The 26,039-nt window shown below is 68.5% G+C and carries 30 protein-coding genes and 3 pseudogenes; 13 read left to right on the plus strand and 20 right to left on the minus strand.

The genetic code is table 11. From position 1 onward, the window contains the following. Positions 1-5: 5 nt before the first annotated feature. The 6 genes from J7I98_RS08245 to J7I98_RS08270 form a co-directional block, all read right to left on the minus strand. Positions 6-542 carry a MaoC family dehydratase gene (locus tag J7I98_RS08245; protein ID WP_374225091.1) on the minus strand — a complete coding sequence of 179 codons (537 nt, stop codon included), beginning with the start codon at positions 540-542 and terminating at the stop codon, positions 6-8. Further along, a complete protein-coding gene (locus J7I98_RS08250; RefSeq protein WP_214919951.1) occupies positions 539-1,399 on the minus strand; it encodes a CoA ester lyase in 861 nt (286 codons plus the stop codon). The genes J7I98_RS08245 and J7I98_RS08250 overlap by 4 nt, the downstream gene beginning before the upstream one ends. Beyond that, a complete protein-coding gene (dmpG, locus tag J7I98_RS08255) occupies positions 1,383-2,423 on the minus strand; it encodes a 4-hydroxy-2-oxovalerate aldolase (RefSeq protein ID WP_214919952.1) in 1,041 nt (346 codons plus the stop codon). The genes J7I98_RS08250 and dmpG overlap by 17 nt, the downstream gene beginning before the upstream one ends. Then, complete coding sequence (locus J7I98_RS08260; RefSeq protein WP_251020327.1) at positions 2,420-3,313, minus strand: acetylating acetaldehyde dehydrogenase; 894 nt, start codon at positions 3,311-3,313, stop codon at positions 2,420-2,422. Before J7I98_RS08260 ends, dmpG begins: the two co-directional genes overlap by 4 nt. Before the next feature lie 23 nt (positions 3,314-3,336). Then, positions 3,337-4,179 (minus strand): 2-keto-4-pentenoate hydratase, encoded by an 843-nt coding sequence (locus tag J7I98_RS08265; protein WP_251020328.1) that lies wholly within the window; start codon positions 4,177-4,179, stop codon positions 3,337-3,339. A gap of 397 nt (positions 4,180-4,576) precedes the next feature. After that, a complete protein-coding gene (locus tag J7I98_RS08270; protein ID WP_308377706.1) occupies positions 4,577-5,140 on the minus strand; it encodes an ATP-binding protein in 564 nt (187 codons plus the stop codon). A gap of 147 nt (positions 5,141-5,287) precedes the next feature. Here J7I98_RS08270 and J7I98_RS08275 point away from each other — a divergent pair, with 147 nt between their 5' ends. After that, on the plus strand, positions 5,288-6,550 hold the full coding sequence (locus tag J7I98_RS08275) for a transcriptional regulator (RefSeq protein WP_214919954.1): 1,263 nt from the start codon (positions 5,288-5,290) through the stop codon (positions 6,548-6,550). A 2-nt stretch (positions 6,551-6,552) separates the two neighbouring features. Here J7I98_RS08275 and cutA read toward each other — a convergent pair whose 3' ends face one another. Beyond that, positions 6,553-6,876, minus strand: coding sequence for a divalent-cation tolerance protein CutA (gene cutA, locus J7I98_RS08280; protein WP_214919955.1), 324 nt, complete (start codon positions 6,874-6,876; stop codon positions 6,553-6,555). A gap of 62 nt (positions 6,877-6,938) precedes the next feature. Between cutA and J7I98_RS08285 the strand changes: the two are divergent. Next, positions 6,939-7,253 (plus strand): annotated as a pseudogene (locus J7I98_RS08285) (transposase); the annotation flags it as partial. Between the two features lie 50 nt (positions 7,254-7,303). Here the strand turns inward: J7I98_RS08285 and J7I98_RS08290 are convergent. The 4 genes and pseudogenes from J7I98_RS08290 to J7I98_RS08305 form a co-directional block, all read right to left on the minus strand. Then, positions 7,304-7,477 (minus strand): annotated as a pseudogene (locus tag J7I98_RS08290) (IS5/IS1182 family transposase); the annotation flags it as partial. A 110-nt stretch (positions 7,478-7,587) separates the two neighbouring features. After that, positions 7,588-7,905, minus strand: coding sequence for a hypothetical protein (locus J7I98_RS08295; RefSeq protein ID WP_214919957.1), 318 nt, complete (start codon positions 7,903-7,905; stop codon positions 7,588-7,590). Positions 7,906-8,239: 334 nt separating this feature from the next. Further along, positions 8,240-9,160, minus strand: coding sequence for a hypothetical protein (locus tag J7I98_RS08300; protein ID WP_214919958.1), 921 nt, complete (start codon positions 9,158-9,160; stop codon positions 8,240-8,242). Beyond that, positions 9,157-9,444 (minus strand): hypothetical protein, encoded by a 288-nt coding sequence (locus tag J7I98_RS08305; RefSeq protein ID WP_214919959.1) that lies wholly within the window; start codon positions 9,442-9,444, stop codon positions 9,157-9,159. Before J7I98_RS08305 ends, J7I98_RS08300 begins: the two co-directional genes overlap by 4 nt. A 640-nt stretch (positions 9,445-10,084) precedes the next feature. On the opposite strand from J7I98_RS08305, the gene J7I98_RS08310 reads away from it, so the two are divergent. After that, entirely contained in the window at positions 10,085-10,243 is a 159-nt protein-coding gene (locus tag J7I98_RS08310) for a hypothetical protein (protein ID WP_251020329.1), read from the plus strand. 60 nt (positions 10,244-10,303) lie between these two features. Here J7I98_RS08310 and J7I98_RS08315 read toward each other — a convergent pair whose 3' ends face one another. Next, entirely contained in the window at positions 10,304-10,639 is a 336-nt protein-coding gene (locus tag J7I98_RS08315) for a hypothetical protein (protein ID WP_214919960.1), read from the minus strand. A 90-nt stretch (positions 10,640-10,729) separates the two neighbouring features. Further along, complete coding sequence (locus J7I98_RS08320) at positions 10,730-10,990, minus strand: hypothetical protein (RefSeq protein ID WP_214919961.1); 261 nt, start codon at positions 10,988-10,990, stop codon at positions 10,730-10,732. 283 nt (positions 10,991-11,273) lie between these two features. Here J7I98_RS08320 and J7I98_RS08325 point away from each other — a divergent pair. The 4 genes and pseudogenes from J7I98_RS08325 to J7I98_RS08340 form a co-directional block, all read left to right on the plus strand. Continuing rightward, positions 11,274-12,323 (plus strand): annotated as a pseudogene (locus J7I98_RS08325) (IS1380 family transposase); the annotation flags it as partial. A 52-nt stretch (positions 12,324-12,375) separates the two neighbouring features. Next, on the plus strand, positions 12,376-12,666 hold the full coding sequence (locus J7I98_RS08330) for a transposase (RefSeq protein ID WP_214919962.1): 291 nt from the start codon (positions 12,376-12,378) through the stop codon (positions 12,664-12,666). Between the two features lie 29 nt (positions 12,667-12,695). Then, positions 12,696-13,595, plus strand: a complete 900-nt coding sequence (locus J7I98_RS08335; RefSeq protein WP_308377707.1) for an IS3 family transposase — start codon at positions 12,696-12,698, stop codon at positions 13,593-13,595. 330 nt (positions 13,596-13,925) lie between these two features. Beyond that, a complete protein-coding gene (locus tag J7I98_RS08340) occupies positions 13,926-15,332 on the plus strand; it encodes an IS1380 family transposase (RefSeq protein WP_214919964.1) in 1,407 nt (468 codons plus the stop codon). Positions 15,333-15,702: 370 nt separating this feature from the next. On the opposite strand, the gene J7I98_RS08345 is transcribed toward J7I98_RS08340, so the two are convergent. Next, positions 15,703-16,893 carry an FAD-dependent monooxygenase gene (locus J7I98_RS08345; RefSeq protein WP_214919965.1) on the minus strand — a complete coding sequence of 397 codons (1,191 nt, stop codon included), beginning with the start codon at positions 16,891-16,893 and terminating at the stop codon, positions 15,703-15,705. Positions 16,894-16,982: 89 nt separating this feature from the next. Here J7I98_RS08345 and J7I98_RS08350 point away from each other — a divergent pair, with 89 nt between their 5' ends. Continuing rightward, a complete protein-coding gene (locus J7I98_RS08350; protein WP_214919966.1) occupies positions 16,983-17,540 on the plus strand; it encodes a TetR/AcrR family transcriptional regulator in 558 nt (185 codons plus the stop codon). Positions 17,541-17,751: 211 nt separating this feature from the next. On the opposite strand, the gene J7I98_RS40875 is transcribed toward J7I98_RS08350, so the two are convergent. Next, on the minus strand, positions 17,752-17,889 hold the full coding sequence (locus tag J7I98_RS40875) for a hypothetical protein (RefSeq protein WP_251020330.1): 138 nt from the start codon (positions 17,887-17,889) through the stop codon (positions 17,752-17,754). Positions 17,890-18,277: 388 nt separating this feature from the next. On the opposite strand from J7I98_RS40875, the gene J7I98_RS08360 reads away from it, so the two are divergent. Beyond that, on the plus strand, positions 18,278-18,481 hold the full coding sequence (locus tag J7I98_RS08360; protein ID WP_214919967.1) for a hypothetical protein: 204 nt from the start codon (positions 18,278-18,280) through the stop codon (positions 18,479-18,481). A gap of 96 nt (positions 18,482-18,577) precedes the next feature. On the opposite strand, the gene J7I98_RS08365 is transcribed toward J7I98_RS08360, so the two are convergent. Next, positions 18,578-19,429: a helix-turn-helix transcriptional regulator gene (locus J7I98_RS08365; RefSeq protein WP_214919968.1), complete on the minus strand. Its 852-nt coding sequence runs from the start codon at positions 19,427-19,429 to the stop codon at positions 18,578-18,580. Positions 19,430-19,439: 10 nt separating this feature from the next. Beyond that, a complete protein-coding gene (locus J7I98_RS08370) occupies positions 19,440-20,192 on the minus strand; it encodes a DUF6879 family protein (RefSeq protein WP_214919969.1) in 753 nt (250 codons plus the stop codon). Positions 20,193-20,550: 358 nt separating this feature from the next. Between J7I98_RS08370 and J7I98_RS08375 the strand changes: the two genes are divergently transcribed. After that, complete coding sequence (locus J7I98_RS08375) at positions 20,551-20,721, plus strand: hypothetical protein (protein ID WP_214919970.1); 171 nt, start codon at positions 20,551-20,553, stop codon at positions 20,719-20,721. Between the two features lie 697 nt (positions 20,722-21,418). Beyond that, positions 21,419-21,976 carry a DinB family protein gene (locus tag J7I98_RS08380; RefSeq protein ID WP_214919971.1) on the plus strand — a complete coding sequence of 186 codons (558 nt, stop codon included), beginning with the start codon at positions 21,419-21,421 and terminating at the stop codon, positions 21,974-21,976. Between the two features lie 198 nt (positions 21,977-22,174). On the opposite strand, the gene J7I98_RS08385 is transcribed toward J7I98_RS08380, so the two are convergent. Further along, the gene (locus J7I98_RS08385; protein ID WP_251020331.1) at positions 22,175-22,381 is read right to left on the minus strand and encodes a hypothetical protein; all 207 of its coding nucleotides are present in this window, start codon (positions 22,379-22,381) and stop codon (positions 22,175-22,177) included. Here J7I98_RS08385 and J7I98_RS08390 point away from each other — a divergent pair. Together J7I98_RS08390 and J7I98_RS08395 are read left to right on the plus strand one after the other, a co-directional pair. Continuing rightward, positions 22,380-22,562, plus strand: coding sequence for a hypothetical protein (locus tag J7I98_RS08390; RefSeq protein ID WP_251020332.1), 183 nt, complete (start codon positions 22,380-22,382; stop codon positions 22,560-22,562). The two genes, J7I98_RS08385 and J7I98_RS08390, sit on opposite strands and share 2 nt — an antisense overlap. A 507-nt stretch (positions 22,563-23,069) precedes the next feature. Next, a complete protein-coding gene (locus tag J7I98_RS08395; protein ID WP_214919973.1) occupies positions 23,070-23,621 on the plus strand; it encodes a hypothetical protein in 552 nt (183 codons plus the stop codon). Here J7I98_RS08395 and J7I98_RS08400 read toward each other — a convergent pair. Together J7I98_RS08400 and J7I98_RS08405 are read right to left on the minus strand one after the other, a co-directional pair. After that, complete coding sequence (locus J7I98_RS08400; protein ID WP_214919974.1) at positions 23,569-24,417, minus strand: IS5 family transposase; 849 nt, start codon at positions 24,415-24,417, stop codon at positions 23,569-23,571. The genes J7I98_RS08395 and J7I98_RS08400 overlap by 53 nt on opposite strands. Positions 24,418-24,628: 211 nt before the next feature. Further along, on the minus strand, positions 24,629-26,039 hold a 1,411-nt coding region (locus tag J7I98_RS08405), incomplete at its 5' end, for an NF041680 family putative transposase (protein ID WP_214919975.1).

The following is a 26,039-nucleotide window of genomic DNA, read 5'->3' on the forward strand; positions in this document are numbered from 1 at the left end:
TTCTTCTAGTAGTTGGCCGTGTCGCGGACGGTGTCGGCGTCAAGGGGGACAAGGAAGCTCCGGGTGAACGTGATGACCTGCGCGCTGTCCTGGTTGAGGGCGGTGGTGCGGCACGTGATGATCCCGTTGCGCGGGCGGCTCTTGGAACGCCTGCGGCCGGTGATCTCCGTCTGGGCGTAGAGGGTGTCTCCGACGAAGACGGGGCGGGGGAACCTGATCTCCTCGAACCCGAGGTTGGCGACGGTGAGGCCGCTGGTGCTGCGCACGGTCATCCCGCCGACGATGTGCAGGGTGATGCTGCTGCACACCAGGGGGCGCCCCCATTCGGTGGTGCTGCTGTAGTGGGCGTCGGTGTGGATGGGGGCGTCGTTGCCGCCGAGCATGGTCATGAGGACGTTGTCGGTTTCGGTGACGGTGCGCCCGGGGCGGTGCTCGAAGACCATGCCTTCCCTCAGTTCGTCATAGCCGAAGCCGACGACTTCCCGGTAGCGGCCTTCGGCGATCTGCCGGTACCCCGCGGGCGTGGGCATGTCGACCGTCACACGTCCCCCTTCTGGTCAGTGACGCTGCCTGTGCGGGCCAGCAGGGCTCGGGCGGCGAGCACCATGGGAGGCCCGATCATCTGCCCTTTGACGGCGGTGATGCGTCCGCCGGCGTCATGCCCTGCGGCCACGATGGCTCGGGCGGCGGCGATCTCTTCCTCTGTCGGCTTGAACACGTCGGCGATGACGGGGAGGTGGCGGGGGTGCACGCAGCTCTTTCCGGCGAATCCGAGAGCCAGGACCTGTTCGGCCTCGGACCGCAGGCCGTCAAGGTTGTCCAGGTCGAAGAACGGGGAGTCGATGGCCGGGATTCTGGCGGCTGCGGCACTGGTGACGAGCATGGACCGGGCGTGAAGAAGCGGCTCCCAGGCCATTTCGCAGCCGGTTGTGGCGGCGTAGTCAGCCGCCCCGAAAAGGACTCCGGTGATGCGGGGAGACCGCACGATGGACGGCAGGTTTTCCAGGGCGCGCGGGGTCTCGATCAGCGCGTACAGGTGCGCGGTGTAGTCGGGGGTGTCGAGGACGCCGGCGACTAGCTCGATGTCGCGGGCGGACTCGACCTTGGGGATCAGGACGATCGCCGGTTTCGCCGGGTAGGCGGTGATGGCGGCGAGATCGGTGATGCCGTCGAGAGTGGCCGGGGAACTGATGCGGATGCCGAGGATACAGCCGGGTGTGCGGGCGGTGAAGAAGGCGCTGGCGGTGTGGCGGGCGTCGGGTTTGGACGCGGGAGGGACCGAATCCTCCAGGTCGACCAGGGCGACGTCCGCGCCGCAGGTGTGAGCGGACGGGAACCGGGTGGGAACGTGGCCGGGGGTGATGATCCACGACCGGGCGGCGTCAGGCGAGGGAGACATCGGCAGACCGCCTTCCCTGCGTGGCCACGCTGCGGGCGGCGTCGGGGATCGTGTCCTCCTGACCGGCGACGATCTGCCGGTCACCGAGTTCGAAGAACAGGTCCCAGGGATGGACGCCCTCTTTGTCGGCTGCGGCCAGGACAGGCGTCTTGAAGCCGGAGAACACGCCGGCGAGACCGCTGGCGAGGCTGGTCGAGTCGATCGTCGGCGGCGCGGGCATGAGGGTCCGTTCGGCGAGGTCGGCAGCATCGGCGAGGTGCCGCAGATCGATGCCTGTGGGGTAGCCGTAGCGTTCCAGGACTGCCACGAGGACTTCGAGCTGCGTGTTACCTGCGCCTGCGCCGAAGCCCCGGGCGCAGGCGTCGATGATGCGGGCACCGGCTTGGACGGCGGCGACCGAGTTGGCCACGGCCATGCCGAGGTTGTTGTGTCCGTGGAAGAGGACGGGCACGTTTACGGCGGCGGTAATCGCTTCGATCCGGGCGGTGACGTCGCCGGGCAGGTAGTGACCGGCGCTGTCCATGAGTCCGACGGCCTGTGCCCCGTACTCAGCCATGAGGGCGCACTGTTCGGCAAGCTGTTCGGGGCTCGCCATGTGGCTCATCATCAAGACGCCCTGTGCTTCGGCGCCGAGTTCGCGCAGCACGTTCAGGTGTCGCTCGGTGGCGTTGGCTTCGGTGCAGTGGACGGCGATGCGGGCGACGTCCGCGCCATGGCGTATGACGGCGTTGCGCAGGTCGGCGGAGGTTCCCCACCCAGGGGCCATGAGGACGGCCATCCTGCTGCCGGTCAGCGCCTCGCGGGCGGCCGACAGCATCTCGTCGTCAGTGAGTTTGCCGCGCCCGATCTGGAGGGAGGACGCGCCCAGGCCGTTGCCGTGTCCGATCTCGACCACGGGGACGCGGGCGCCGGTCACGGCCGTGGCGTAGCTGCGGATCTGTTCGTGATCGAGCTGGTGGCGCACGGCGTGCTGGCCGTCGCGCAGGGTGGCGTCATGGATGATCAGAGGGGTGTCCGGGGTCATCGTCCGTTCTCCTTCGCGGTGGGGATGGTGGCGGCGATGTGCTGCTCGGCCGTTTGGATGGCGGCGGCACTGATCACTTCGAGGTTTCCGGCGTGGACCGGCATGCGGCCCCGGGTGGCGGTTACTTCGGCGATCACGCGTGCTGTCTCGCCGACCACGGTGCACGAGGTGATGTGGAAGCCGGGGATAGAGGTCCGCATGACCGTCTCGGCACCCTCCACCAGTGCGCGGACCGGGCCCGGCTGTAGTCCAGGGGCAACGATGGTCATTGCGGTGCGGAACGGCGGCGCGGGTACGGCGGGGCTGATGTTCAGCATGGCCTTGGCGGTATCGGCACCGGTGAAGTCGAGCATCGCGGCCTGGGTCGTCTCGATGTACTCGTCGAGGTTGAGGCGGCTGGCGCGGCCCACGCTGGCGCTGGCGGCCGTGGCCACCATCTCCACGTAGCGGGGGCGGTAATGCTGGGATATGGCGTGCAGGACGGGGATGCACGCCTGGCCGCCGCAGGTGACGAGGCCGATGTGCTGGTGCTCGGTGGCCTCGCTGCCGTTCACGGAGGGAACGATGAACTTGCCGCCCCTGGTGGGTGTCAGGTCAACGAGCGTCGCGCCGGTGTCGGCGAGCTGAGCCCAGTGCTTGGGGTGGTCGAACGCGTTGGTGACGTCGAAGATGATGTCGAACTTCCGGCCCGATTCCAGCAGGGCGGCGATTCCTCCCGCTGTGGTGAGGCAACCCATGTCGGTGGCCTGACGGAGTCCCTTGCTGTGAGCGGTGCGCCCGACGACGAGACCGCAGCGCAGGCGGGGGGAGTTCTGTATGCGCTCGGCCAGGTCCAGGGCGAGGAGGCCGGTTCCGAGAACGGCCGTGTTCAGCACGGTGTTCGGTTGCATGGACGCTCCGGTGGACGGCGGGGTCACAGGACCCGCAGGTGGACGGCAGGAAGCCGGGTGGATGTGGCGTAGAAGTCCGTTTTGGGGGCGAGGGGAACACTCGCGTGCACCGATCCGGCCAGCACGATGTCGCCGGCACGGAGGACGGTTCCCTGGTCGGCGAGGCGGCGTGTGAGCCAAGTCAGGGCGTTCAGGGGGTTACCGAGGATGTCGCGGCCTTCCCCGGTCGCGGAGATTTCCCCGTTGATGTTTGCCGTGATCTTCTCGGTGGCGAGGTCCCAGCCCGGGGCAAACGGAAGCTGGTTGCCGAGGATCACGCGGGCGCAGGCGGCGTTGTCGGCGATGCTGTCCACCAGCGTCATGTTCCAGCCGGGAAAACAGGTGTCGAGGATTTCGAACGCGAGGAACACCCCTGCCACGGCGGAGCGGACCTCTTCCAGGTCCGCAGTGGCCGCCAGGTCGTGACCTATGCGGAACGCGATCTCGGTTTCGATCCGGGGGTTCATGAAGTCGGCTGCCCTCAGCGGGAAGCCGCTGGGTGAGGCCATGGAGTCGAAGACGAAACCGGAGTCGGGTTCGTGAATGCCCATCTGCTCCTGCATTGCTGCCGAGGTCAGGCCGATTTTGTGGCCGATGACCCGGCCGCCTGCCGACACCCGACGCTCCATGTTGATCCGCTGAATGCGATACGCGTCCGAGAGGGTCAGATCCGGGAAGCGCTCGGACAGCAGCGGCACCGGGACGCGGGTGCGGGCAGCGTCGGACAGCTCTCTGGCCAGCCTGGCAAGAAGCCTCCCGTCAGCGACGGATTCGGCCGACTTCACCGGCGGCAATTCGACAACGGAATCGTGCGGGTGGGGTACCAACGAGACCTCCTTGAAGGGCAGGTGCCCGGCCCTGGCAGCGCGTCACGCGCTGTACGGGGGCCCGGGGCCGGGCGGTCTATCGCGCCGCTCCGTGACCGTGGCGGGCGCGGAAGGCGAAACGGGCAGCGGCGGATCTTGAGACCGGCAGGGCTCGGGGGTTGTGACGTCCGGCCCGGACCCCGCCGGGGTCTACAAGGGCGCGGCCCACCAGGTGCTGCTCGGCTCAGGCGCCCACCGATGAGCCGCCCGGCGATGGTGTCCGGGTGCTCGATGCCGGTCGGCGTGACCGGTGAGGCTGTCGCCCGAGGGACCAGGATGAGCGCGGGCGGGAGGACACCGAGAAGTCTCAGGAGGGCGATGGCGCGGCCAGGGCGGCTTGGTGCCGCGTGCGCGCCGCTCACGACGTCGCCCGCAGCACGGCCCGCACCGTCTTACCGGTTTTCGACGTCTCGACGTCCCAGGACACAGTGAGGGCATCCAGCACCACCAGGCCCCGGCCGCTCTCCTCCTCGGCGGTCGCCTTCCGCTGCACCAGACGACGAGGTGACGCGTCCGATACGGAAACCCTCACTGTGCCTGGGCCCGGACGCTCCACCGTCAGGCGACAGCGCGCCGGCTCATCCCCCGGTTGCCGGACCGGCGCCGCGTGCTGCACGGCGTTGGTGACCAGCTCGGAGACAACGAGCACGGCATCATCCACAAGGGCGCCCAGTCCCCAGCATTCCACCGTGGTCCGCACGCTCATTCGTGCCAGCCCGACAGATTCGCGGAAGAGGGAGAGGGTCTGTGTATACGCGGGACAACCGCGCGGCACCGGTCGAAGGGATGCCGGACGCGCGGGGTGTGCTGCCGTCATGGTCATGATCGCCTCAGCGGTGCCGGTCGATTCGGCGCCCCGACCGCTTCCCAGAGGGAGCGAAGCGCGCACGGGGCCGTTAGGTGGCCACCGGAGAGGGAACATCGCTATCAGCTCCCCGGGCGGCGTGAACCAGTCAACTCCCGTACGTGGATCACGAAATGGGCCACAAGGGGGTGCGTTTTAGTGCCGGGGGCCAGCCAGGGGGGCCAGGATGAAGCGTCCAGCTACGCGACCACTCGGGGGTCAACCATGCTGTGTCCAGATGGAATCGGCCAGCTTCTACGGGCCATCCGGGAGACGACCGGCCGCACGAGAGAACAACAGGCCGAATTCCTTAGCAATCTCGGCGCCCCGTATGTCGACCCGGAGAACATCAAACGGTGGGAGACCGAGAAGCGGCTTCCCGTCCCCTACTGGCACCCCGCCCTCTCCAAGGGCTACGCCATCCCAGAAGAAGAGATCCGGCGGGCTATCACCGCGTCCCGCCAGTACCGGCGCGCGGCTGGAGCTGCCGCAATACTGCTCGACCAGGAGGAGGACGACGACATGCACCGTCGAACCGCCGTCTTCGGCACGGCCGCCATTGCCGCCGGGATGGCCACGGACCCATGGGGGCGCCTCGCCGCCGCCGTCTCCCGCCCGAAGGTGGACGGCGAGACCGCAGCCGCGCTGGTCAAGAAGACCGCCGGGTTCTTCACCACTGAGGAGCATCTACCCGCGCGGCTCCTGACCCGGCGGCTGGCCTGTCACCTGGAGACCTTGACGGCGCTCATCCCCGGCGCAGGCCGCCATGAGAAGGCGCTCATGGTCGCGGCAGCCGAGACCGCGGCCCTTGCGGGCTGGGCGGCCTTCGACGAGGGCGAGCACGACAACGCGCTGAGCTACTACAAGACCGCCGCCCTCGCAGGGAAAGAGGCGGGACACCCGCCCGCCGTCGCCCTCGCTATGGGGTACGCCTCCTATGCCGCGGCCCCCGGCAAGGCCCGCGAGATGCTGAAGACCGCCCAGGGCCACGTGAAGGGCCGCGGGTACGCCTCCGCCCGGTCCTGGCTCGCCGCCCGCGAAGCGGAAGAGGCCGCGGGAATCCGTGACCCTGACGGTGCCGTTCGCGCCCTGGACCGGGCCGTGACCGCTTTCGACTACGCCGAGCCCGGAGAACTCCCTTGGATGAGCTTCTACCGGCAAGCGCGGGTTGATTCCTTCGCCCTGTCGACGTACGCCAAGATCCGGCACGCGGACCTGACCAGCGCGGCGGACGCTGCCCTTGAACACCTGGGCGACGACGACTCAAAGATCAGGATCGCCGTTCTGCACGACGTGGCCAACGGCTATATGGCCGCTGGGGAGATCGAGCCGGGCGTAGAAATCGGCCGCCGGTTCGTTGAGGCCGCGACGACGACCCCGACAACCATGGGCCGTCAGCGAATGCGCGACTTCGCATCCGTACTGCCGGCGGATACAGCAGCGGCGCGGAGCCTCGCCGAGGACATCCGCGCCGCACTCGTCGCCTAGAGCTACGCGGTCTTCGTCTCCTCGTCCACCCACGCGAGGTATTCGGCCGACCCGTGCGTGATCGGGGTGGCGATGATCTCGGGGGTGTCGTAGCCGTGCGCGGCCTTGATGTGCGTCTCCAGCGCCTCGTACCGGGCCGCGCTCGTCTTGAACAGGATTTGCCACTCCTGGTCAGTCTGCGTCTTACCCTCCCAGCGATAGACGCTGGTGACGGGGGCGCTGATCTGCGCGCATGCCGCGACGCGGGCTGCTACTGCGCCAGCGGCTAGTGCGCGGGCCTTCTCTTCGCTGTCCGTCGTCGTGAGCACGGTCAAGTGGTCTGCCATAGTCGTCCCTCCCGAGTTGGTCTCCCGGCGACCGTACCGGGCGCCGAACGGCAGGCACGATCGTCCCGTCCGTTCCGGGGTTGGTCGGACGACCGCGACGGCGGCCTGACACCCTCCTCGGCGACCGGGGCTACGACCACGACAAATACCGCCGCCTCGTCTGGGCACAAGGCATCAAACCGGTGATCGCCCGCCGCAACGTTCCTCATGGATCCGCGCTCGGAGTTCACCGGTGGGTCGTCGAGCGCACCATCGCCTGGCTCCACGGCTTCCGACGTCTACGCATCCGCTGGGAACGGCGCGACGACATACACGAAGCCTTCCTCGGTCTCGCCACCTGCCTCATCACTCACCGACACGTCCAACGCCTTTGTTAGGACCTCTTACCCCGATCCACGGGGCTCGCACCTGCAAGTTCGCCCCCCTATTTGGCCCTCACGTGCGCGGAGTCGAGGACCGCGCGGGACAGGTCGACCAAGTTCCGCTCGTCCAGAAGCCGGAGCACCTCCTGGTGCAGCCGGCCCCAGACCCCCGCACGCGAGCAGATGACAAACCGGCGATGCACGGTCGACTTCGACGCCCCGAAGCACGGAGGCACAGCCGTGGTGGAGACAGCGGCTCTGGCAGCCGAGTTGCACCGAACCGAACTCGGCATCGAATGGGCATAGCGGGGCGTTGGCCGGGCCAGTCGTAGAACTGGTCGGCAGAACGTCAGCCCTCGACGAGCCGCCGGACCATGACCCACGAAGCGCCAGCCAGCAGGACGATCACCCAGATGGCGACGAGCGGCTGCCGCCCTCTCACGAGTGCCCGCACCGTGGCGACGATCTCGACGGCCGCGGCCAGCACACCGAGCGACCCGATGACGGCCGCGGTCCAGTACGCCCAGGCGTGCTCGCCAAAGAAGCGCAGCAGCATCAGGGCCGGACCAAGGAAGACAACCGGCCAAGTGTTGTTGCTCAGCGAGGGTTCGACGGACATGGCCCGCTCGTCCTTCGTCCCCACGCCGGCCGCTCCCGTCTCCGACATCGTCCCCACTCCCCCGCCTGCGCATGATCAAGGCCTGACGTCCCAAGAGACGCCAGGCCTCATCAAAAGGTTCCCCGAAAGCGGCAAGGCGGTTATCGCACAACCACACGGCCAGGCCGGCTGGCGGCTCACGGGAGGCGAGTCCTGACCGTTGATGTCCAGCCACAACCCCGGGCAAGCACCACCGACTCTCACCACCACCGACACCAAGCCGAGAGATCGCACGCCGCCTCCTGCAAACCCTCGTCCCTGCCTCAAGTTCCAGCATTGGCGCCGGTCTCAGGACTCCGGCGGCACCGACCGCCTGTGGCAGCACCACCGACTGGTTGGCCTGTCAGCGCCGCGACTGCTGCTGTGACGCGGCGGTGAGCCGAGCGATCGCACTGACCAACTCTGGTTCGTCGGAGAGGTCAATGTTGCGCTGGTCGCCGGCATAGCTGATGAGCCCGAGCATGCGGTGGACGGTCGCGGCCTCCGCCTGTTGAAGCTGCCACTTCTCGTCGCCGAGGTCGCGCTGTTCGTCGGTGACGTACTTCTCCGGTGCGGCACGGAACCGGGCATCCTCGGCGAGGCAGCCCTTCAGGGCCGTAGGCCACGCCATTGACTGGACTGTCGGCTCCATCCCGTTACGAGCGCCCGATGCTGCGGCGTCGGGGTCACTGATGGCGGCCATGATCTGGGCCTCGCGTGACTGGTCGGCTCGCTGTTGCAGATCGGGCAGAGCAGCGAGGCGGGCGGCCGTCGCCCGGATCGTACGGGCGTGGCGCATCGCCCAGTCCCGTTCCGCTCGTCGGCTGCGTCGCTCGCGGGCGTCTTCAACGCGCTCGCTCTGGGTGCGGGGCAGGGTCCCGTCCGGCCGCGGGTGGGCTCTGCTGAGTTGGAGGTGGCGGCGCTCGGCAGACTGACGGCTTTTCACCTCAAGGGCGGTGGCGATGCGTGCCCAGGTGATCCGCTTGGTGCGAGCCAGGGTGATGAGTGTCAGCTCGTCGCTCTCTAGCTTCTCCCTCAGCGTGCGGATCACCAGCAGTGCGGCCAGGATGTCCGTCTCGGTCGCATCCGGATCCAGAAGACCCTGGGCACGCTGGCAGATCCGGTCGTAGCTGCGTGCGATCTCCGCTAAGCGTCTGGCGCGAGGGGGCCCTTGGGCAGGTATGCGGCGGATTCCGCCAGGAGCTTCCAGCAGGTGCCCCCAGGCGCGTTCCTTGTCTGTCTCGGCTTCGGGGCGCTGCCCCGTCCGCGTCGATGTCGTCCTCATGACGACTCTTTTCGTCGTCTGTCGGACGACATTTTCAGGAGATGCTGCCGCCGGGTTCGGCGGCCGGACTGGCAGACACCGGGCCCGGATGGCGCGTCAGTCATGCGCGGCCGCCCGGCCGCAGAGGTCTGTTTTCGCAGCTTGCGGCGCCACTGGGCGCGCAGCACGCTGCCGACGATCATGGTGATCGCAAACAGCAGCGTGGCGATGTACTGAGCCGTGGCGTCACGGATGACGGAAGTCAGCATCGTCAGGTCAGCCCACGTCGAAGACGTGCGCTTCACTCCTCACAGAGGTTGGCAGTGCGGGGTGTGCCCGCCCGGAATTGGCGTACGCGAACCCAAGCGACGCGGCCGGCGTACGCGCTCGTGGCGAGTACCGCTGTCCGGCCGCGGCACCAGCCGCGCACATCCGGGGAGAGTCTGCCGGGCCTGATCCCGTGGCAAGTGCCATCCCGGCGCGACCGCCAGAACCGCTACCCTTCGCCACCTCCCCAAGGTAGACCATTTCGGGCATAGCGCTGCCCCTTCCGTATTTGGAACGTCACGTTCCGGAGGCATTCGGACGCTGATTAAGCCGGTATGCGCGATGAGGCGCCTCGGCGGTTCATCACGGTCGCCAGCCAGCGCAGGACCGGGAGATCTCTGATGCGGCTGGCCACGCTGCTTGGCGGCACAGTCGCGAAGCCCACGGGGCGCTGGCCGAAGCTCACCGCTGGCGTGTGGGTGCCGCCTCGAACTGGGGATGGGGTCGATGCGCTTGGGCGGAATACGCGCCGCGACGCAGGTCTTCCCGCTTACGTCGCAGCATCAGATCCCCTAGTGAAATGGGCTTCTCAAGAGGGTCTCCCAGGGATTCTCAAACGACGCCGACAGCAGCCTTATTGATCCGGAACGGTAGGTGTTCTGGCTCGTTGATCTCTGCGTGAGTGAACTGGTAGGGGATGCATGGCAGTTGTCGCCGTCGGCGCAGGAGGCGCTGCGAATGCGGGCGGTGGCCGCGCTGGTGGCGGGCCGGGACCGTGAGGTTGTCGCGGCAGTGGGGCACCAGCACCCCGGCCGGACGGCACCCCCCGTCGTCTGAGCCCGAGATGGCCCCGCGAACCCGCCCCCGGTTCGCGGGGCCACTCCCATTCCGGGCCCGCTACTTGACCGGCTTCCAGATCCCGCAGCCCTCCGACTTGAACAGCCCGTCCGACGGCCGGATCGTCACCGTGATCTCCCGGGCCGCGTTCGCGAAGTTGTTGTCGATGATCTCCCCGGCCTTCGTCGCCCGTTCCCAGTAACAGTTATCCAGCTGACCTCGCGTCCGGTACGTCCCCGGCTGGATGAACTCCGCATCGTCCGACTCATCCGGGTCCGGCTCAGCCCGCACCTCGCACTCGCCGTCGCCGTACCACCGCTCGTACTTCCCTGACGCCGCCTGCTTCAGCGTCTTCGTCCACTTCGGGCACAGCTTGGGGATTCCCGCCTCCAGCATCGCCTGGTTGTCCCCCTCCAGCTGGCTCGCCAGCCACTGAGGCCGCGACGATCCAGGAGCCCCACTCACCGGCAACGACTCGCAAATGTCCTATACGTACTCCGACGCCGAGGCGTACAGGGAGTCGACGACCCACCCCTTCTCCCCCGCCAGCTTGTCGATCTCTTCCTCTGGAGTCTCCGGGATCTCCGGCTCTGCAGGTTCCACCGTCTCTGGCTCGACCGCCGGGGCGCTGGACGTTGGCGGCGTGCTCGGCTCCGCGTCCGGCTCTTCGTCCCCGCCCGAACACCCCGACAGCACCACCACCGCCACCCCGACCACGACGCACCCCGCTCTACGCATACGTCTCATACAGCGCAGGATGACAGTGCACCCGGGCAGGGAGGAACCGAAACACCCACTACTGAGATTCGTCGCGTGATGTCGCTAACCGGCCCGCACACACGTTGATGGGCAACCGTAGATGTGCATTGCGGGCGATGCGTTACTCCACTGTCGTATATGCCCGCTAGCCTCGCGCTTTCATGTGCGTGGTCGTCCATGCCTTGATCAAATAAGCGGAGAGTGCTGCTGACCTGCAACGATGGGACTTGTCTAGGGTCCTGTTGGCTGCACGGAAAGAAGCACTCTCCAGGTGAGCAAGCGTATCGGGTTGTACCCGCGTGTCCGTGTCGAGGGCGGTGGCAGAGGGACGGTCTCGCAGGCCGGGGTGGTGCTGCTGGTCGAGACGGTCCGCAAGTCCGGCCTGGACACCGCGATATCGGCGGCAATGGCGCCGTGGCGCAAGCCGCGGACAGTGCACGACCCGGGCAAGGTCCTGCTGGATGTCGCGCTCGCGACGGCTCTGGGCGGGGACTGCCTCGCCGATGCCGCCATGCTGCGGGCCGAGCCCGACGTGTTCGGCCTGGTGGCATCCGACCCCACAGTCTCCCGGCTCATCGACGTCCTCGCCGCAGCCGGCCCGAAGGCCCTCACCGCGATCCGGTCGGCGCGGGCAGAAGTACGGTCGCGGGTCTGGGAGTTGGCCGGGGCGAACGGTCCGGCCGCCGATGGCAGCGTCATCGTGGACATCGACGGCGTGCTGGTGCTTGCGCACTCCGAGAAGCAGGACGCCACCGCGACCTGGAAGAAGACCTTCGGCCATCATCCCCTCGTCGCGTTCGTCGACCACGGGCAAGCCGGGTCCGGGGAGCCGGTGGCCGCGCTGCTTCGGCCCGGCAACGCGGGCTCCAACACCGCGAGCGATCACATCACCACCACCCGGCTCGCCCTGGCCCAACTCCCCAAACACCTGCGGCGGGGACGGCAGACACTGATCCGCACCGACTCCGCCGGCGGCACCCACGCCTTCCTCGAATGGCTGTCCCGGCGGGGCCGGTGGCTGTCGTATTCCGTCGGCATGACCATCACCGACGCCCTCCACCAAGCCACCCTGAAGATCCCGAAGAAGGCGTGGACACCGGCCTATGACGCCGGCGGCACCGAGCGGCCCGGCGCCTGGGTCGCGGAGATCACCGACATGCCTGACCTGAGCACGTGGCCGAAGGGTATGCGGCTGATCGTCCGCAAGGAACGGCCGCACCCCGGCGCCCAGTTGCGCTTCACCGATCTCGACGGACTGCGGCTGACCTGCTTCGCGACCAACACCAAAGTCGGTCAGCTCGCCGACCTTGAACTGCGTCACTGACCTTCCCCTCGTAGCGTAGAGACCGTGAGTGCAGGGGAAGTTGAGGGTCATGGCGGGCAAGAGGCGGAAGTTCGACGCGGAGTTCCGTGAGGGGGCTGTGCGGATTGTGGCGGAGACCGGCAAGCCGATCCCACTGGTCGCGAAGGACCTCGGGATCAACGAGACGACGCTGGCCACCTGGGTGTCGAGGGCACGGGCGGCCGGCAAGGCCGGTCCGACGGGTGAGAGCGAGGAACTTGCGCGGTTGCGACGGGAGAATGCCCAGCTCAAGCGGGACAACAAGGAGCTGGTCATGGAGCGTGATGTCCTCAAACGCTGCATGGTCCTGTGGGTGAAGTAGCTGTTGCGGACCCGGCGGCGCTCGTCGGGGTGATCAGCGACCAGAGGACCGATTTTAAGATTCCGCATCGCACCTCCTGTCGAGCCCTGGGGGTGTCGGAGGCGTGGTTCTACAAGTGGCGGCGCAGACCGTCCGAGCCGACGAAACGCGAGGTCAGACGGGCACTGCTGGCCGAGCGGATCTCGTACTTCTTCGACCGATCGGGCCGCACCTACGGCTCGCCGAGGATCACGCTGGATTTGTGGGAGGAGGGCTGGCAGGTGTCGCAGAACACCGTCGCCGACATCATGGCCGAGCTCGGCCTGCAGGGCCGCAAGCCACCACGCCGCCGGCGTTCGCTGACCCGTCCCGGGAAGCGGAAGACGGCACGTGACCGGGTGCTGCGCAGGTTCGACGCGATCGCGCCGAACATCTTGTGGTGGGGCGACATGACCGAGATCGACACCGACGAGGGCAAGCTCTACCTCGCGAGCGTGCACGACGCGTTCTCCCGCCGGGCCCTGGGCTATGCGATGGGCGACCGGCACGACACGACGCTGGTCAGCGCCGCCCTGCAGATGGCGATCGCGACCAGAGGCGGCCAAGTGGACGGCGTCATTTTCCACACCGACCGCGGATCGGAGTACAACTCCGAGGCGTTCAGGCAGCTTTGTGGCAGGTGGGGCGTGGTGCAGTCGATGGGCCGTGTCGGCTCCGCCCTGGACAACGCCGCCGCGGAGTCGTTCCACTCGGTCCTCAAGGTCGAATACGTCCACCGACACCGTTTCGCCACCCGCGCCGAGGCGCGACTGAAGACCGCCACCTGGATCGCGGACTTCTACAACACCAAACGACGCCACAGCGCGGCCAGCGGGCAACCACCCGTCGAGTTCGAACGGATCATCCAACAAGCGCGAGCTCGGCCCGATCAACAAGACCGGGCCGCATAACCAACGTCTCTACGAAATCTGGGGATTGACAGGTACTCCCTGAGCCACGCGGGACATTCCTGAACACACGCTTGAAACACCCGTTACCTCGCACGGTCGGAGGTGTCGTAGGGGTCACCACGGCACCGACCGGACCACACACGTCCTGCTGAGCGAACACGCCGCCCCGGCCCCATCAGAGATCCAGAACCTCCAATTACTGTCGAATTAACCTCGCCGTTTCGGTTGGGGCTGGTCCGGATGCTGGCCGGAACGCGAAAGTGCCTTCCTGAGCTGGGACGATGACCTTGTCTAGGGGTTTGATCGTCGCCAGCGGAAGGCACTTTCTACGTGCAGGTTATCGGTTCCCGTCCCAGGCTGACGGTGTCCGCTGACGGGTCGGGGGTGGTCGGGCATGCCGGAGCGCGGTTGCTGGCTGATCTCGCCGATGCGACCGGGCTGACCAGCGCGTACTCCACCGCGTTGCGGCCGTTGAGGCCGCGCGGGACCGGCCACGACCCGGGCCGGATCATGACGGACCTCGCGGTGATGCTCGCTGACGGCGGCGAGACCATCACGGATCTGGCCGTCCTGCGCGACCAGAGTGGGGTGTTCGGCCCGGTGGCCTCCACACCCACGGCCTGGCGACTGCTCGCCGCCATCGACGAGCGAGGGCTGGCCCGGCTGCGGACGGCCCGGGCCGCAGCCCGGGAGATCGCCTGGCTGCAGGCCGCCGAGACCGGTGAGGGCATACCCGCCGCCCAAGCCGGCGGACGCGCACTACCCGGCCTGATCCTGGACATCGACGCCACCTTGGTGACCTGTCACTCGGAGAAGGAGCAGGCCGCCGCCACCTACAAAGGCGGCTTCGGCTACCACCCGCTGCTGTGTTTCCTGGCCAACACCGGCGAGGCCTTGGCCGGGCTGCTGCGGCCCGGCAATGCTGGCGCGAACACCGCCGCCGACCACATCAGCGTGCTCGATGACGCGCTCGCTCAGATCCCTGACGCCCACCGCTACGGCACCGACATCCTGGTCCGCGCGGACAGTGCGGGCAGCGCGAAGGCGTTCCTGGCCCACCTACGCGGCCTGCAAGCAAGCGGCATGACCATTGCGTTCTCCGTCGGCACTGCGGTCACCGACCACGTCCGCCGCGCGATCCTGTCCCTGCCCGACCACCTCTGGCACCCCGCTCTCGACCAGGACGGCACCCTGCGAGAAGGCGCCGAGGTCGCCGAGCTGACCGGAGCGGTCGACCTGACCGCCTACCCGGTCGGCACCCGCATGATCGTGCGCCGCGAAAGCCCTCACCCCGGCGCCCAACTCTCCTTGTTCGACCAGGACGAAGGCATGCGCCACCAGGTGTTCCTCACCGACACCCCCTACGGGAGCGGAGGCCCGATCCAGCACCTGGAGGTCCGCCACCGCGGCCATGCGACCGTGGAGGACCGCATCCGCTGCGGCAAGGACACCGGCTTCGGCCGCTTCCCCTCCCGCCACTTCCCGGTCAACACCGCCTGGCTCGAGCTCGCCCTCACCGCGATCGACCTGCTCGCCTGGACCCGCACCCTGCTACTGAACGGCGACCTCGCCACCGCCGAGCCTAAGAAGCTCCGCTACCGCCTGCTACACGTCGCCGCCCGCCTCACCCGCGGAGGCCGCCGTCTGCACTTGCGGATCTCCAAGACCTGGCCCTGGAGACACGAGCTGGCCATCGCGTTCCACCGCCTCGCCGCCCTGCCCCGCCCGGCAACCTGACCGATAAACCGGCCCTGCCCGCCCACGACCCGAGGAACCCTGGAGCACCCGGCCCGCGCGCCGGGCACCAGCCATGCACACCCCTCGCCCAGCAATCGACGCCCAACGTCAAGACATCAACCCAGCTCAGCCGACCTCAACTGAAACGCGGAGGTTAAGGTGTCGTCGTTCGGGACCGGCTTGCCCACCGGGGCTGACCTGCACAAACCGGCGGTCTGCGATTGGGGGGCTTCTACCTCCGGCAGTGGTCCCGGTCCCCCGCTGGGGGGGGCAACCGTCCAGCCAACGGTTCAGCTGCCTTCCGGTGCAACCCCTGTCTGGCGTTCTCAGCAGGTTTGAGGCCCGTGCGCGGGTGCGCGGGTGTGAGTGCTCAGCGGCCGGTGCTCGGAGGGCGTTCTTCCGTCAGTCCAAGCCTCGGCGGCGCCCAGTCGGCATGGCGCAGGATGGCCCGGACGGTCGCGCGGGACGGGGCCAGCCAGAGAGCTGTGTTGCGCACGGCGACAGCCAGGGGATGGGCCAGCTGCTGCCCCATCCGGCCGGCTTGACGCGCTGCGCGCGCGACGGACTGGCTGCGCGGGCGGCGCTCGGCGTCGTAACGGGTCAGTGCCGATTCGACCGTGGGCTCGGTGGCGATCGCGGCGGTCAGGGTGGCCGCGTCCTCAAGTGCCTGGCAGGCGCCCTGGCCGAGGTTCGGGGTCATGGCATGAGCCGCGTCACCGAGGAGCACGATCCGGCCCGCGGCGAAGGCGGGCAGGGGTGTGGCCAACTCGTGAATGTCGTGATGCAGGACGGCCTCGGACCGGGTCGCAGCCAGCAGCGCGGGGATCGGATCGTGCCAGTCGCCGAAGCGGCGGCGCATCACGGCAAGAGCGTCCGCATGCCGCACGCCGGGGGGCGAGTTGAGCACCGCGTGCCACTCGGCCCGGCCGTCGGCGAAGGCGATGTGCCCGAACTCCGCACCCTTCCCCCACGTCAGTTCGAAGTCGGTGCGCAACGCCACCGGTTGCTCGGTGATGGCGCGCAGGACCGTCGACCCGCTGTAGACGGGACCGGGGTGGCCGGGAAACAGCTGGGCGCGCAGCCGGCTGCCCACTCCGTCGGCGGCCACGGCCAGATCCGCGTCCAGAGCGCCGCCCCTGAGACATACCCGTACCCGGCCGGGATCCGAGTTGTCGACGGACTGCACCTCGGACCCGACTGCCAGACACTCGGGCGGCAGGGCCTCGCGCAGCAGGCGGTGCAGTACGGCTCGCGGGATGCCGACGATCGGCGTACCCAGCTCGCGCTCGAGCGCGGCTCCGTCCAGGCGAGCAAGCCGGCCGCCGCCCGGCGTGCGGGTGCCCCCGGTGTACTGCGGCCGCGCCGCCGCACGCACCGCCTCGCCGACGCCGAGGACGTCCAGGGCACGCAGTCCGTTGGCATGCAGCGAGATACCCGCGCCCACATCGGCCAGGGCGGCAGCGCGTTCCACGACCGTCACCTCCCAACCGACCAGCCGCAGGCCGATCGCTGCGGCCAGCCCACCGATGCCTCCGCCGACCACTACCGCGCTGCCACCCATGCTCGGTCCTCCTCCACCCGTCCTGCCATCATCCTTCTACAGATGTAGAAGGATGGTACTCCGGCCCTCTACAGGTGTAGAAATAGGGGGTGCCCACCGATCGACGCACTCTCCTCGCCGACGCGGCCATCACCGTGCTCGCCGAGACGGGGATGCGAGGACTGACCCACCGCGCCGTGGACCGGGCAGCCCACCTGCCGCCCGGCACCACCTCCGCCTATTACCGCACCCGTCAGGCGCTGCTCACCGCGCTGGTCCGGCACCTGGTCGCGCTCGACCAGGCGGAGCTCCAAGAGATCGGGAACAAGACACCGCCGCCGCAGAGCGCCGACGAACTGACGGCTGGGATCGCCGCCCTCGTCGAGCGACGGCTCACCGGAGACGGCCGGCGGCGCTCGCTCACGCGCTACGCGTGCGCCATCGAGAGCGTGCACCACCCCGAATTGCGGGAGATTCTCGTGCCGCGCGAGAACGCAGGACGACAAGTCGTACATGACTTCCTGGCCACGCACGGGCTCGCGGACGCCGAGGAGCGTACCGTCACATTGCTGACGTGCGTGGACGGCTTGGTCTTCGATCGCCTGGTGAACGGCGGAAGCGTGTCCGACCAGGAGATCCGCAGACTGGTGGCGGCGGCGCTGCGATAACCCGCACCCTGCACGACGGGAAACGATCTACGGCAACGCGGGATCCGATCTCCGCTGAGAGACTCATCGGCCGAGGCCACGGCGTTCCGTCGGCGCCCCCGAAACGAGACGGGACGGGCGGAGGCGAGCGACAAGACGTCCCGGGACGCCCAGCCCTGGCGCACACGGTGCGCGACAACATGCCCTGGGACAAACAGCAAACCAAACAACTTCAGCCCTGCCACCGCGGGCGGGCTTGCCCGGTCCCGTCGCAGTATCCGCAGCGGCCCGAGCGGGCGATACCGGGCGCGCCGATGGTGTCGGCGGCGTCTAGCAGGAGCCGGGGGAAGCCCGGCCGCGTGGGCTCCATGCAGAGAAAGTTCCTGCCGCTTGCCGACCACGACCTCCAATGCGACGTCGGGGCCGTTGGATCGGGTATCCCAGGTGATGCCGTGGGTGAACGTGCTGAGCATCTCGTGCAGATCGCTCATGGTCTCCGCCCCGGACAGCTGTACCCGTGCGGCGAGCACGACGTCCTGCGCGGCTGCGAAGGACTGCAGCGCGGACGGCGGTGCGAACGGTCCGGTCCGGCCCACGGGTTCGGGGTGGGTGCTGTGAAGCCGTGCCAAGGCGTGCCACAGGCTGCCCGGCAGATCCTGGGATTCTCCTCTGCTGCGTCTCATAGGCCCTGTGTACGGCCCGGAACGGGGCGTGCCGTGCCCCGCCTCTTCCCCCGTCCCGCGCGGTGACGCGTCGACTTGGAGAGCCGTGCCACCCGGCGGTCACGCGCGGGCGGCCGGGGAGACTTCGGCGAGCCGGTCGAGCCGGGCGTACAGGTCCCGCACCACGCGGGCGTGGTGGTGTTGAGGGTCGAGGGCGAGCACTATTACCGCCGCGCGGACCTGCGCATGCGCTGGTATCCGCGTCGCTGCCGCAGCTGCCCGAAGGGCGGCCAGGCATGAACGAGAAGACGCTGCCGTTCACAACGCCCGGCCGCACTGATGAATCACGTTGGCGACCGTAAGGAGCCACGGCGCGGGAGGGGGCACCTTTCGTCGTTACCGCGGTCTCATCGAGCGGCGGACGCGGTTGATCATATTCTGGGCGTCTACTCCGAACACCGCTGACTTCTTCAGCGTGCGCCAGACCCGCAGGTACGTGGCCACAGAGTCAGCGTCATCGAGCCACAGTTCCGCGTGCCAGTCCTCGGCAATCACCAGCCGCTCGTCAAGGACCCAGAACCCGTTCGCGGTGGGGATCTTGAGCGACGCGCCGAGCGGGACGATCCCCAGCTGCACGGTGTCCATCCCGATCAACCCAGTGAGCCGGTCGAGCTGGCTGACGAGCACGGACGGCGGACACACCAGCGCGTGCAGCGCGGCCTCCCACACCAAGGCGTGGAACCTCCGGCCGCCCTGGTAGAGCCACTCCTGCCGCTTCATCCTGGCTCGGACCGCCTCGTCGGTGTCGTGCACGGTGCCCTGAAGGTCGGCGTACCGCAGGAAGATGTGCCGCGCGTAGTCGGCGGTCTGGAGCATGCCGGGGATGACGGCTTCCTCCCACGCGTAGATGGCCCTGGACCGGTCGACCTCCAGGTTCCAGCTGTCCTGTACCGGCCGGTGCCCCGCGGCCAGTTGGCGCCGCCAGGAGCGGATGTGGGACTCGAACCCCTTGAGTCGGGCGTCCAGTTCATCGAAGGTTTCGGGCTGGCCGACCGCGCCGGCCCAGGCCCGCAGATCTTCAGTGGTTGCGGTCTGCCGTCCGCCCTCCAGCTTGTACACCTTGGAGTGCGGCCAGCCCAGCCACTGAGCGAGCTGTGTACCGGTGAGCCGGCCTTCTGGGGCCAAGAGGCGTAGTTCCCTCAGGCGTGCTCCGAGGGCCTCGCGAGCCTGCTGGTAGTCCGTGCTCACCGGTGCCGTACTAGCCCTTCGAGCCGAGTTGGGCTGCGAACTGGTCGTACAGGATGGAGGCGTGCACTGCGGTGTCACGCACCTGGCAGTACCGCAGCACGTCCGCCGGCTCCGTGATGATCTGGACGTCGTGGAAGACATCCGCGTCGTCGAAGCGGAGCACCGCTACCAACCGGCTGTCGAAGATCCAGAAGTCCTCGGCAGGAAGGTGCGCACGCTCGGCGTCCTCGCGCCACAGGTTCCGCACGTCCTCGCCCGTGGCCGTGTTGCACCGCGCATAGCTGAGCAGGAACAACTGCCCTTCGGTGGGCGGGTTGTCGACGACGCGGACACGGCCCACGTACTTGCCGCTGGACGTCTGCTGGCGGATGTTCACGCACCACTCGCTGTCGAGGTCGCACGGGGCCGTGCCGGTCGTGAGGAACTCCGCGTATGCAGTGTCTTCTCGGTCCGACGCGTAGCCGCGCCGGGTCTCCAGGTGCCAAGCCGAGTGCTCGAACGTCTCGAAGAGTCGGCCGAACTCCTCCACGTCGATGATCTTGGGCACGCGTTCCATCTCCTTGGGGCCGTGGTTGACCAGGAGTTCACGCGGTACGGCCACGGCCGCGTCACCGGGGCCGAAGTGCTGGAGCCGGGCGAGGTCATCGGGATCGGTCAGCGGCGTGCCCTGGACGATGATCTCCCCGGAGTCCAGGTCCTCGTGGACCGCAGGGCATCCACCGTTCTTGCTGTCCGTTCCGTTGAACCGCAGTCGTCGCGCCATGTCGTCTCCTTCGGCGTCGGGTGTCGCCAGCATCACCCGACCAGCGGTCCCGATCTACAGCGTGCACTCCATTACGTGAGACCACAGGAGAACATTCGGCCAGAGCACGAGAACATTCGAGAACATCGCGTGGTGCGCGTCAACAGGTCCTACCTACGGTCCTGGTCATGGAGACGGGAAACCGGCTGGCCGCGGCCGTCAACGCGGCAAATCCAGGCTGGTGTCACTGGCACGTGGGCTCGTCGGAGACGGCCGTGCTGATTCAGTACGGTGAGCGGTCCTCCGGGCCGCCGGTGGCGTTGTACGCATGCGCGCCGTGTCGGGAGCAGCACCGCCTCACTCCGATGAGCGAGGCGTCGTGAAGGCGGCGCCGTTCACGACCCCGGACCGGGTGGTCATCCCTTGCTACTGCTGGGTGCGGAAGCCCGGCACCTGGGACCGCTGCACCGAGGACCCGGGCCACGAGGGCGAGCACATCGACTGGGCATCCAGGCAGACGTGGCCGAACCGCGGACCGGAGCCGCAGTGACCGCGCCCGCCGCCGAGCCGTCGGCCACGACGACGCCCTGCCGGGAGAAGCCGGTACCGGCCACGCGAGAGCTCAACTGGGAGCAGTATGCCGGCCGCTCGTGCTGCGCCTGCGGCCGCCCGTTGACGTCCGGCGCGGTGTCGCGCGGCCGAGCCCGCGGGCGGCAGGGGGCTCACGTGCTGGATGTTGAGGTGTGGTCCTGCCCATGAACCCCGCACGCGTGTCGTCGTCGGCGAGATGTCCGCGGGGGCATGTCGAACCCGTCGTCATCGACGGCCAGGAGCACGAGCACAAGCTGGGTGTCTGGTACGCCAACCAGAAGCAGCGCCGGGACAAGCTCACCGCCCCGCAGCGCGCCGTCCTCGCCGAACTCGGCATCGAGTGGGGGTGGCACCGGCCGCGGCCGGTCGTTGAGCCAGTCGGTCAGCGAAGTGCACACAGACCCCGGGATGTTATGGCTGATCCCCGGGGTCTCGTGCTGTCCGTGGTCCAACGCGGAAAGGGCCGGCGGCTGAGGACGCGAGGATCAGCACTGCACGTCACCGGGGCTGTGTTGACCTGGTTATGCCCCGATCGGTTGCGGTGGTCGTTGCTGCGACCGCCCTCGGTCTTTCCATGAGTTAGGACAGAGTCTGACCTACATGGTTCATAGCGTGGTCCTTGACCGACGGAACACGAACAGCGGAAGGCGGAGACCATGACCGTCAACGAGCTAACCACCCGCGACCTGGCCGGGGCCCCGGCCGTCACCGGTGAGCGCGCCGAATGGCTTGAGGCGCTGGCCAAGCACCGGCACTTTCTGCGCTTCACCACCCGTGACCTCACCGACGAGCAGGCCGGGCTGCGGACCGCTGCCAGCGAGCTGTGCCTGGGCGGTCTGATCAAGCACGTGACCGCAGTCGAGCGGAACTGGGTGGACTTCATCCTGAACGGACCATCCGCGATGGGGGACTTCACGGCCATGACCGAGTCCGACTGGGCCCGTCGGGCAGACGAATTCCGGTTGCTGCCCGGTGAGACGCTGGCTGGTGTATTGGCCGACTACGAGGAAGTGGCCCGCCGGACCGACAGCCTGGTCGCCACGCTGCCCGACCTGGACACCGCGTGGCCGCTGCCGAAGGCCCCGTGGTTCGAGCCCGGCACGCAGTGGTCGGCCCGCCGGGTGCTGATGCACATCGTCACCGAGACCGCTCAGCACGCCGGCCACGCCGACATCATCCGTGAGTCCCTGGACGGCGCCCAGAGCATGAGCTGACCAGCCAGCGATGCGCTGCTCGGGCTGCACGTGACCTCCGCAGACGGCCCCGGACTTCTATCCGTGACACCACTACTTTGCACCTGGGGTCAGAGATAGGTCCGGGGCCGTCGAGGTGGCCCGGTTGCTCAGTCTTCAAGGCTCACGACCCTCCGGGCCGGAGACCCGGCATGCCGAGGGTGACCGGCGCGATGCGAGTCAGCCGCTGGTGGCTTTGTCCGCGAGTAGTTCGCGTACAAAGCCACGCTGGCTCTCTTCGCGTTTCTCACGGAGGAAGGTGAGGGTGAGGTCGATCCCCTCGATCTCACCGAGCCAGCCCTCCTGCTCGGCACGGGCCCGGCGAGCCAGGAGATCGGTCTCGATCTCGTCGAGGCGAGGCAGCATCTTGGGGTTGATGTTGAGCATGGGACATCGCAAAGCGGGGCCGCTCATGGGCAATGGCCGTGCGTGGGCGCTCCTCACCCACTGCGGCATCGATGTCGTCGTTGGGGGAACCTGCGCCGAGTTCTTCGTGATCCTGCTCGCCGTGGCGACGACTAACGAGGGCACTGGAGATTCGTCTGCCTGGCGAGAAGGTGAGGGCTGAGAGATCGTTCCCATCGGGTCCTTTAAGCTTCGCGGATGACCTGCGAAGAGCTGTACTGGGAACCGATAGCGGCGTTTCCAGAAGGCGAGCCCGAGACGTCCTTCGGCGGGCGTTGGGAGGACCGGCTCTGGCCCGGAAGGCGCGCATCGGGCCGGCGTCTTGGCCGTCCGCCTCATTGAGCGCGCGGGCTGTCTCCTCGGAGACGTACAGGTCCCGGTCCGTGTACTGCGGTCCGCTCTCCGCTGTGAGGATCTCCTCGCCAGGCCGAAGCACCGTGTGTTGATCGACGAAGGGGCGCCCCGCCGGGGTGGAAGCGAGTGCCAGGTCTTCGTCATCGACGAGCTCGGTGTCGACGATCTCGACTGGCGCGCTCATAAATCCTGTCGGTCCTCGTGCGGCATTTCAGTAAGAAGCCGTATCTCAACCGAACATGATCGCTTGATTTCTGCTGGTCAGGCATGGTCTAGCTCGGAATGAGGGAGGCATCCGGCGTCTTGTTTCCGCTCCATGAGCGAGGGGTGCGCGATGGCGTCGGTGCTGGGAGTGCTGGAGGAGCGGGAGACATCTGCCCGCGTGCGGGTGGAAGGGCTGCGGGAGGAAGTCGCCCGGTTGGCTGGGGTGTTGGAGGCCGCGGAGATCGAGCTGGACCGGCGGGTGATCGCGCGGGAAGAGCTGGTCGAGGCCCTGGCCGCCTCGGCTGCCGAGACCACCGCCGTGACCGGGGCCGAGGCGGAGCAGGAAACCGCGCCCTCGCCCGCGCCGGTGCCGGGCTCGATCGTGCCGCCCTGGCGGGACGGGTTGCCGGTGACGGTGCTGGCGCCGGACTACCAACGGATCCTGGGCGTGCTCGACGAGCGGCAGCCGGCGGGCCAGGGACCGCTGAAGGCCAAGGAGATCACGGTGGAGCTGGGCCTTGGGACGGCGTCGGCGAAGGTCGAGGGGGTGCGCTCGAAGGCCAGGCGCCTGGCGGAGCGCGGGTGGCTCGTGCAGGAGACGTCGGGGATGTTCAGCGCCGGCCGCCGGCCCGTGCCCGCGCCAGACGCCGCCCCATCCGCGTGACCATCGACCACCGGATCATCGCCTCGCTGCTGGCCGGCAACGTCTCGTAGTCCCGGGCCAGCCGGCGCGAATGCATCAGCCACGCGAACGTGCGCTCTACTACCCAGCGCCTCGGCAGCACCACGAACCCCTCCATGTCGTCGGTGCGCTTGACGACCTCCAGGGTGAGCGCGAGTTTCTGCCGGCACCAGCCGACCAGGCCGCCGGTGTAACCGCCGTCGGCCCAGACCAGGCAGATGTCACGGTGCAGGCGGCGCAGCCGCCGCAGCAGGCCCACTGCGGCATCCCGGTCCCCGACGTTCGCGGCGGTCACCGCGACGACCAGCAGCAGGCCGAGGCAGTCGGTCACGATGTGCCGTTTGCGGCCGCCCACCTTCTTCCCGCCGTCCCAGCCGCGTGAGACGGACGGCACCGAGGCCGCGGCCTTCACCGACTGCGCGTCGATGATCCCGGCCGTCGGCTCCGCCTCACGGCCCTCCCGCTCACGCACCCGTCCGCGCAGCCGGTCGTGGAACTCTGTGATCAGCCCGTGCTCGCGCCAGCGGCGGAAGAAGGCGTAAACGCGGCCCCAATCAGGGAAGTCCGCGGGCATCGCCCGCCAGGAGATCCCGCCCGCGACCAGGTAGCGGATCGCGTCCAGCATCTGGCGATGGCAGTAGCCCTCGGGCTGCCCGCCCCTGCCCTGAAGCCAGGCCGGCACCGGCAGCAACGGCCGGATGGCCGCCCATTCCGCGTCCGTCGTGTCCGACGGATACCGGCGCACCCGGCCCGGATGATCGGCCGCGTTGCCGTACACATGCGCGAGGCAATCACACGATGGAGCAGCCGAGTTGAACTGAACGGGCTCGGACGCGTACAACAACGACACCAGGGCCTCCCGGCACTGCTCGGTCAGATTCGCATCCCCGAGCTACCGAGAGGCCCTGGCATCAGTCAGGTCTCCACGCCACACGAAGTGGATCTTCGCACCCGAAGATCCACTTTCGATACACGCCCTAGCTTGATCTTTAACCAGTGCGGCGTGGTCGTGGGGTGGTTGGCTTCTTCGTTCGCTGTTTCGCAGGTTGTGTCTTGCGGGGTGTGTGCACGTCGTGGCGGGGTGTGGGCCGGGTGTTCTTTCTGCCCGGTGGCCGTCCGGGGCCGGGGCGGGTGGGTTTCGGTGCTTGGGCCGGGCAGCTGGCCTTGTGGCGGATGTGCCGGAAGTCGCGGCGGACGCGGGCGGGGGTAAGCCTGTCCGGGGAGCTGGGTTTCTCCCAGGGACGGCGCCGGTCGGCTGCGAGTGGGCGGGCGAGCCGCAGTTGGGTGTAGGCGGCGAGGATCAGCCAGGTCCATCGGTCGGCCGCCTCGGGGGTGCGGATCTTTGGGGAGGTCCAGCCGAGGGTCTGTTTGAACAGGCGGAAGGTGTGCTCGATGTCGAAGCGTCGCAGGTATGCCTGCCAGAGACGGTCGGCGTCTGCCGGAGTGGCGTCGGTGCCCGACCACCACAGCCAGACCGGCTTGGGTGTTGCTCCGCTGGGCAGGTGGTCGATGTCCAGGCGGATGACCGTCCCTTCGACGATGGGGAGGGTGCCGTCGGTGGCTGCCCAGGAAGAGCGGTGGGTCAGCTTGGGGTGCAGCCGGTTCCAGGAGCGGGCCCTGGCGGTGCCGTAGAGACGTGTGTCGGTAACCGTTTCGGTGTCCGGGGTGCCCCAGGTGTCAGGCTGCCCGAAGACGAACTCGCTGCCGTGCCGGGGCGGTCGGCCCTGGGTGTGCGGCAGCCGGGCTGGGACAGCCCTGCGCAGGACGCGATCGGATCGCATCCGGGCCAGCACCTGAACCGGCAAGTCGCCCAGGAGGAAGCCGAGGCGGGGTGCGTCGTATCCGGCGTCCGCGACGATGAGGATGTCCGGGTCGCCCTTCTGCCACTGCCCCGCTGCGATCAGTCGCTGAAGCAGATCGCGCAGCTGCCGGGCGGTGACGGTGGCGGTGTCGTCCCCGGGCGTCAGACGCAGTGCGTCCAGCGGTGCGGTCCATGAGCTGCGGCCCGGCTCGAGCGCGCAGATGATCGAGTAGGGCCAGCCGGGGACCGGGATGTGCTGGTCCTTGCCCCGTCCGTAGGTGTGGCACAGGATCCGTTCCGGTGAGGTGTGGGCGTCGGGCCGCAGCCAGCAGGTGACATCGACAGCCAGGACCAGCCGGCCATCGGCAGCCCGCGGCAGTGGCACTTCGGCCAGTGCCCGCCGCAGCCGGCCGACATCGATGCCTCCACGGGCCACAGCCGCGTAGAGCCCTCCATGGCCGCGGCGGTGTTCGCCCACCAGCGACAGCTCGGCCAGCGACCTCACCGGCCCGTCGCCGCACAGAACGGCATCAGCCAGCTCGAACAACGCGTCCGATCGGGCGGTCAGGCAGGAGTAGAACTCGCCCCGGAAGCATGAC

The organism is Streptomyces sp. ISL-98 (assembly GCF_018614055.1).
Lineage (GTDB): Bacteria > Actinomycetota > Actinomycetes > Streptomycetales > Streptomycetaceae > Streptomyces > Streptomyces spiramyceticus.

Excerpts from the sequence above, each read along its gene's own strand:
- J7I98_RS08390 (WP_251020332.1), top strand. The coding sequence starts at position 22,380 with ATGGGACATCGCAAAGCGGGGCCGCTCATGGGCAATGGCCGTGCGTGG.
- J7I98_RS08260 (WP_251020327.1), bottom strand. The coding sequence starts at position 3,313 with ATGCAACCGAACACCGTGCTGAACACGGCCGTTCTCGGAACCGGCCTC.
- J7I98_RS40875 (WP_251020330.1), bottom strand. The coding sequence starts at position 17,889 with ATGGAGCCCACGCGGCCGGGCTTCCCCCGGCTCCTGCTAGACGCCGCC.
- dmpG (WP_214919952.1), bottom strand. The coding sequence starts at position 2,423 with ATGACCCCGGACACCCCTCTGATCATCCATGACGCCACCCTGCGCGAC.
- J7I98_RS08320 (WP_214919961.1), bottom strand. The coding sequence starts at position 10,990 with ATGAGACGTATGCGTAGAGCGGGGTGCGTCGTGGTCGGGGTGGCGGTG.
- J7I98_RS08270 (WP_308377706.1), bottom strand. The coding sequence starts at position 5,140 with ATGTTCCCTCTCCGGTGGCCACCTAACGGCCCCGTGCGCGCTTCGCTC.
- J7I98_RS08385 (WP_251020331.1), bottom strand. The coding sequence starts at position 22,381 with ATGCTCAACATCAACCCCAAGATGCTGCCTCGCCTCGACGAGATCGAG.
- J7I98_RS08295 (WP_214919957.1), bottom strand. The coding sequence starts at position 7,905 with ATGTCGGAGACGGGAGCGGCCGGCGTGGGGACGAAGGACGAGCGGGCC.
- J7I98_RS08380 (WP_214919971.1), top strand. The coding sequence starts at position 21,419 with ATGACCGTCAACGAGCTAACCACCCGCGACCTGGCCGGGGCCCCGGCC.
- cutA (WP_214919955.1), bottom strand. The coding sequence starts at position 6,876 with ATGGCAGACCACTTGACCGTGCTCACGACGACGGACAGCGAAGAGAAG.
- J7I98_RS08275 (WP_214919954.1), top strand. The coding sequence starts at position 5,288 with ATGCTGTGTCCAGATGGAATCGGCCAGCTTCTACGGGCCATCCGGGAG.
- J7I98_RS08395 (WP_214919973.1), top strand. The coding sequence starts at position 23,070 with ATGAGCGAGGGGTGCGCGATGGCGTCGGTGCTGGGAGTGCTGGAGGAG.
- J7I98_RS08345 (WP_214919965.1), bottom strand. The coding sequence starts at position 16,893 with ATGGGTGGCAGCGCGGTAGTGGTCGGCGGAGGCATCGGTGGGCTGGCC.
- J7I98_RS08330 (WP_214919962.1), top strand. The coding sequence starts at position 12,376 with ATGGCGGGCAAGAGGCGGAAGTTCGACGCGGAGTTCCGTGAGGGGGCT.
- J7I98_RS08370 (WP_214919969.1), bottom strand. The coding sequence starts at position 20,192 with ATGGCGCGACGACTGCGGTTCAACGGAACGGACAGCAAGAACGGTGGA.
- J7I98_RS08315 (WP_214919960.1), bottom strand. The coding sequence starts at position 10,639 with ATGCTGGAGGCGGGAATCCCCAAGCTGTGCCCGAAGTGGACGAAGACG.
- J7I98_RS08300 (WP_214919958.1), bottom strand. The coding sequence starts at position 9,160 with ATGAGGACGACATCGACGCGGACGGGGCAGCGCCCCGAAGCCGAGACA.
- J7I98_RS08250 (WP_214919951.1), bottom strand. The coding sequence starts at position 1,399 with ATGTCTCCCTCGCCTGACGCCGCCCGGTCGTGGATCATCACCCCCGGC.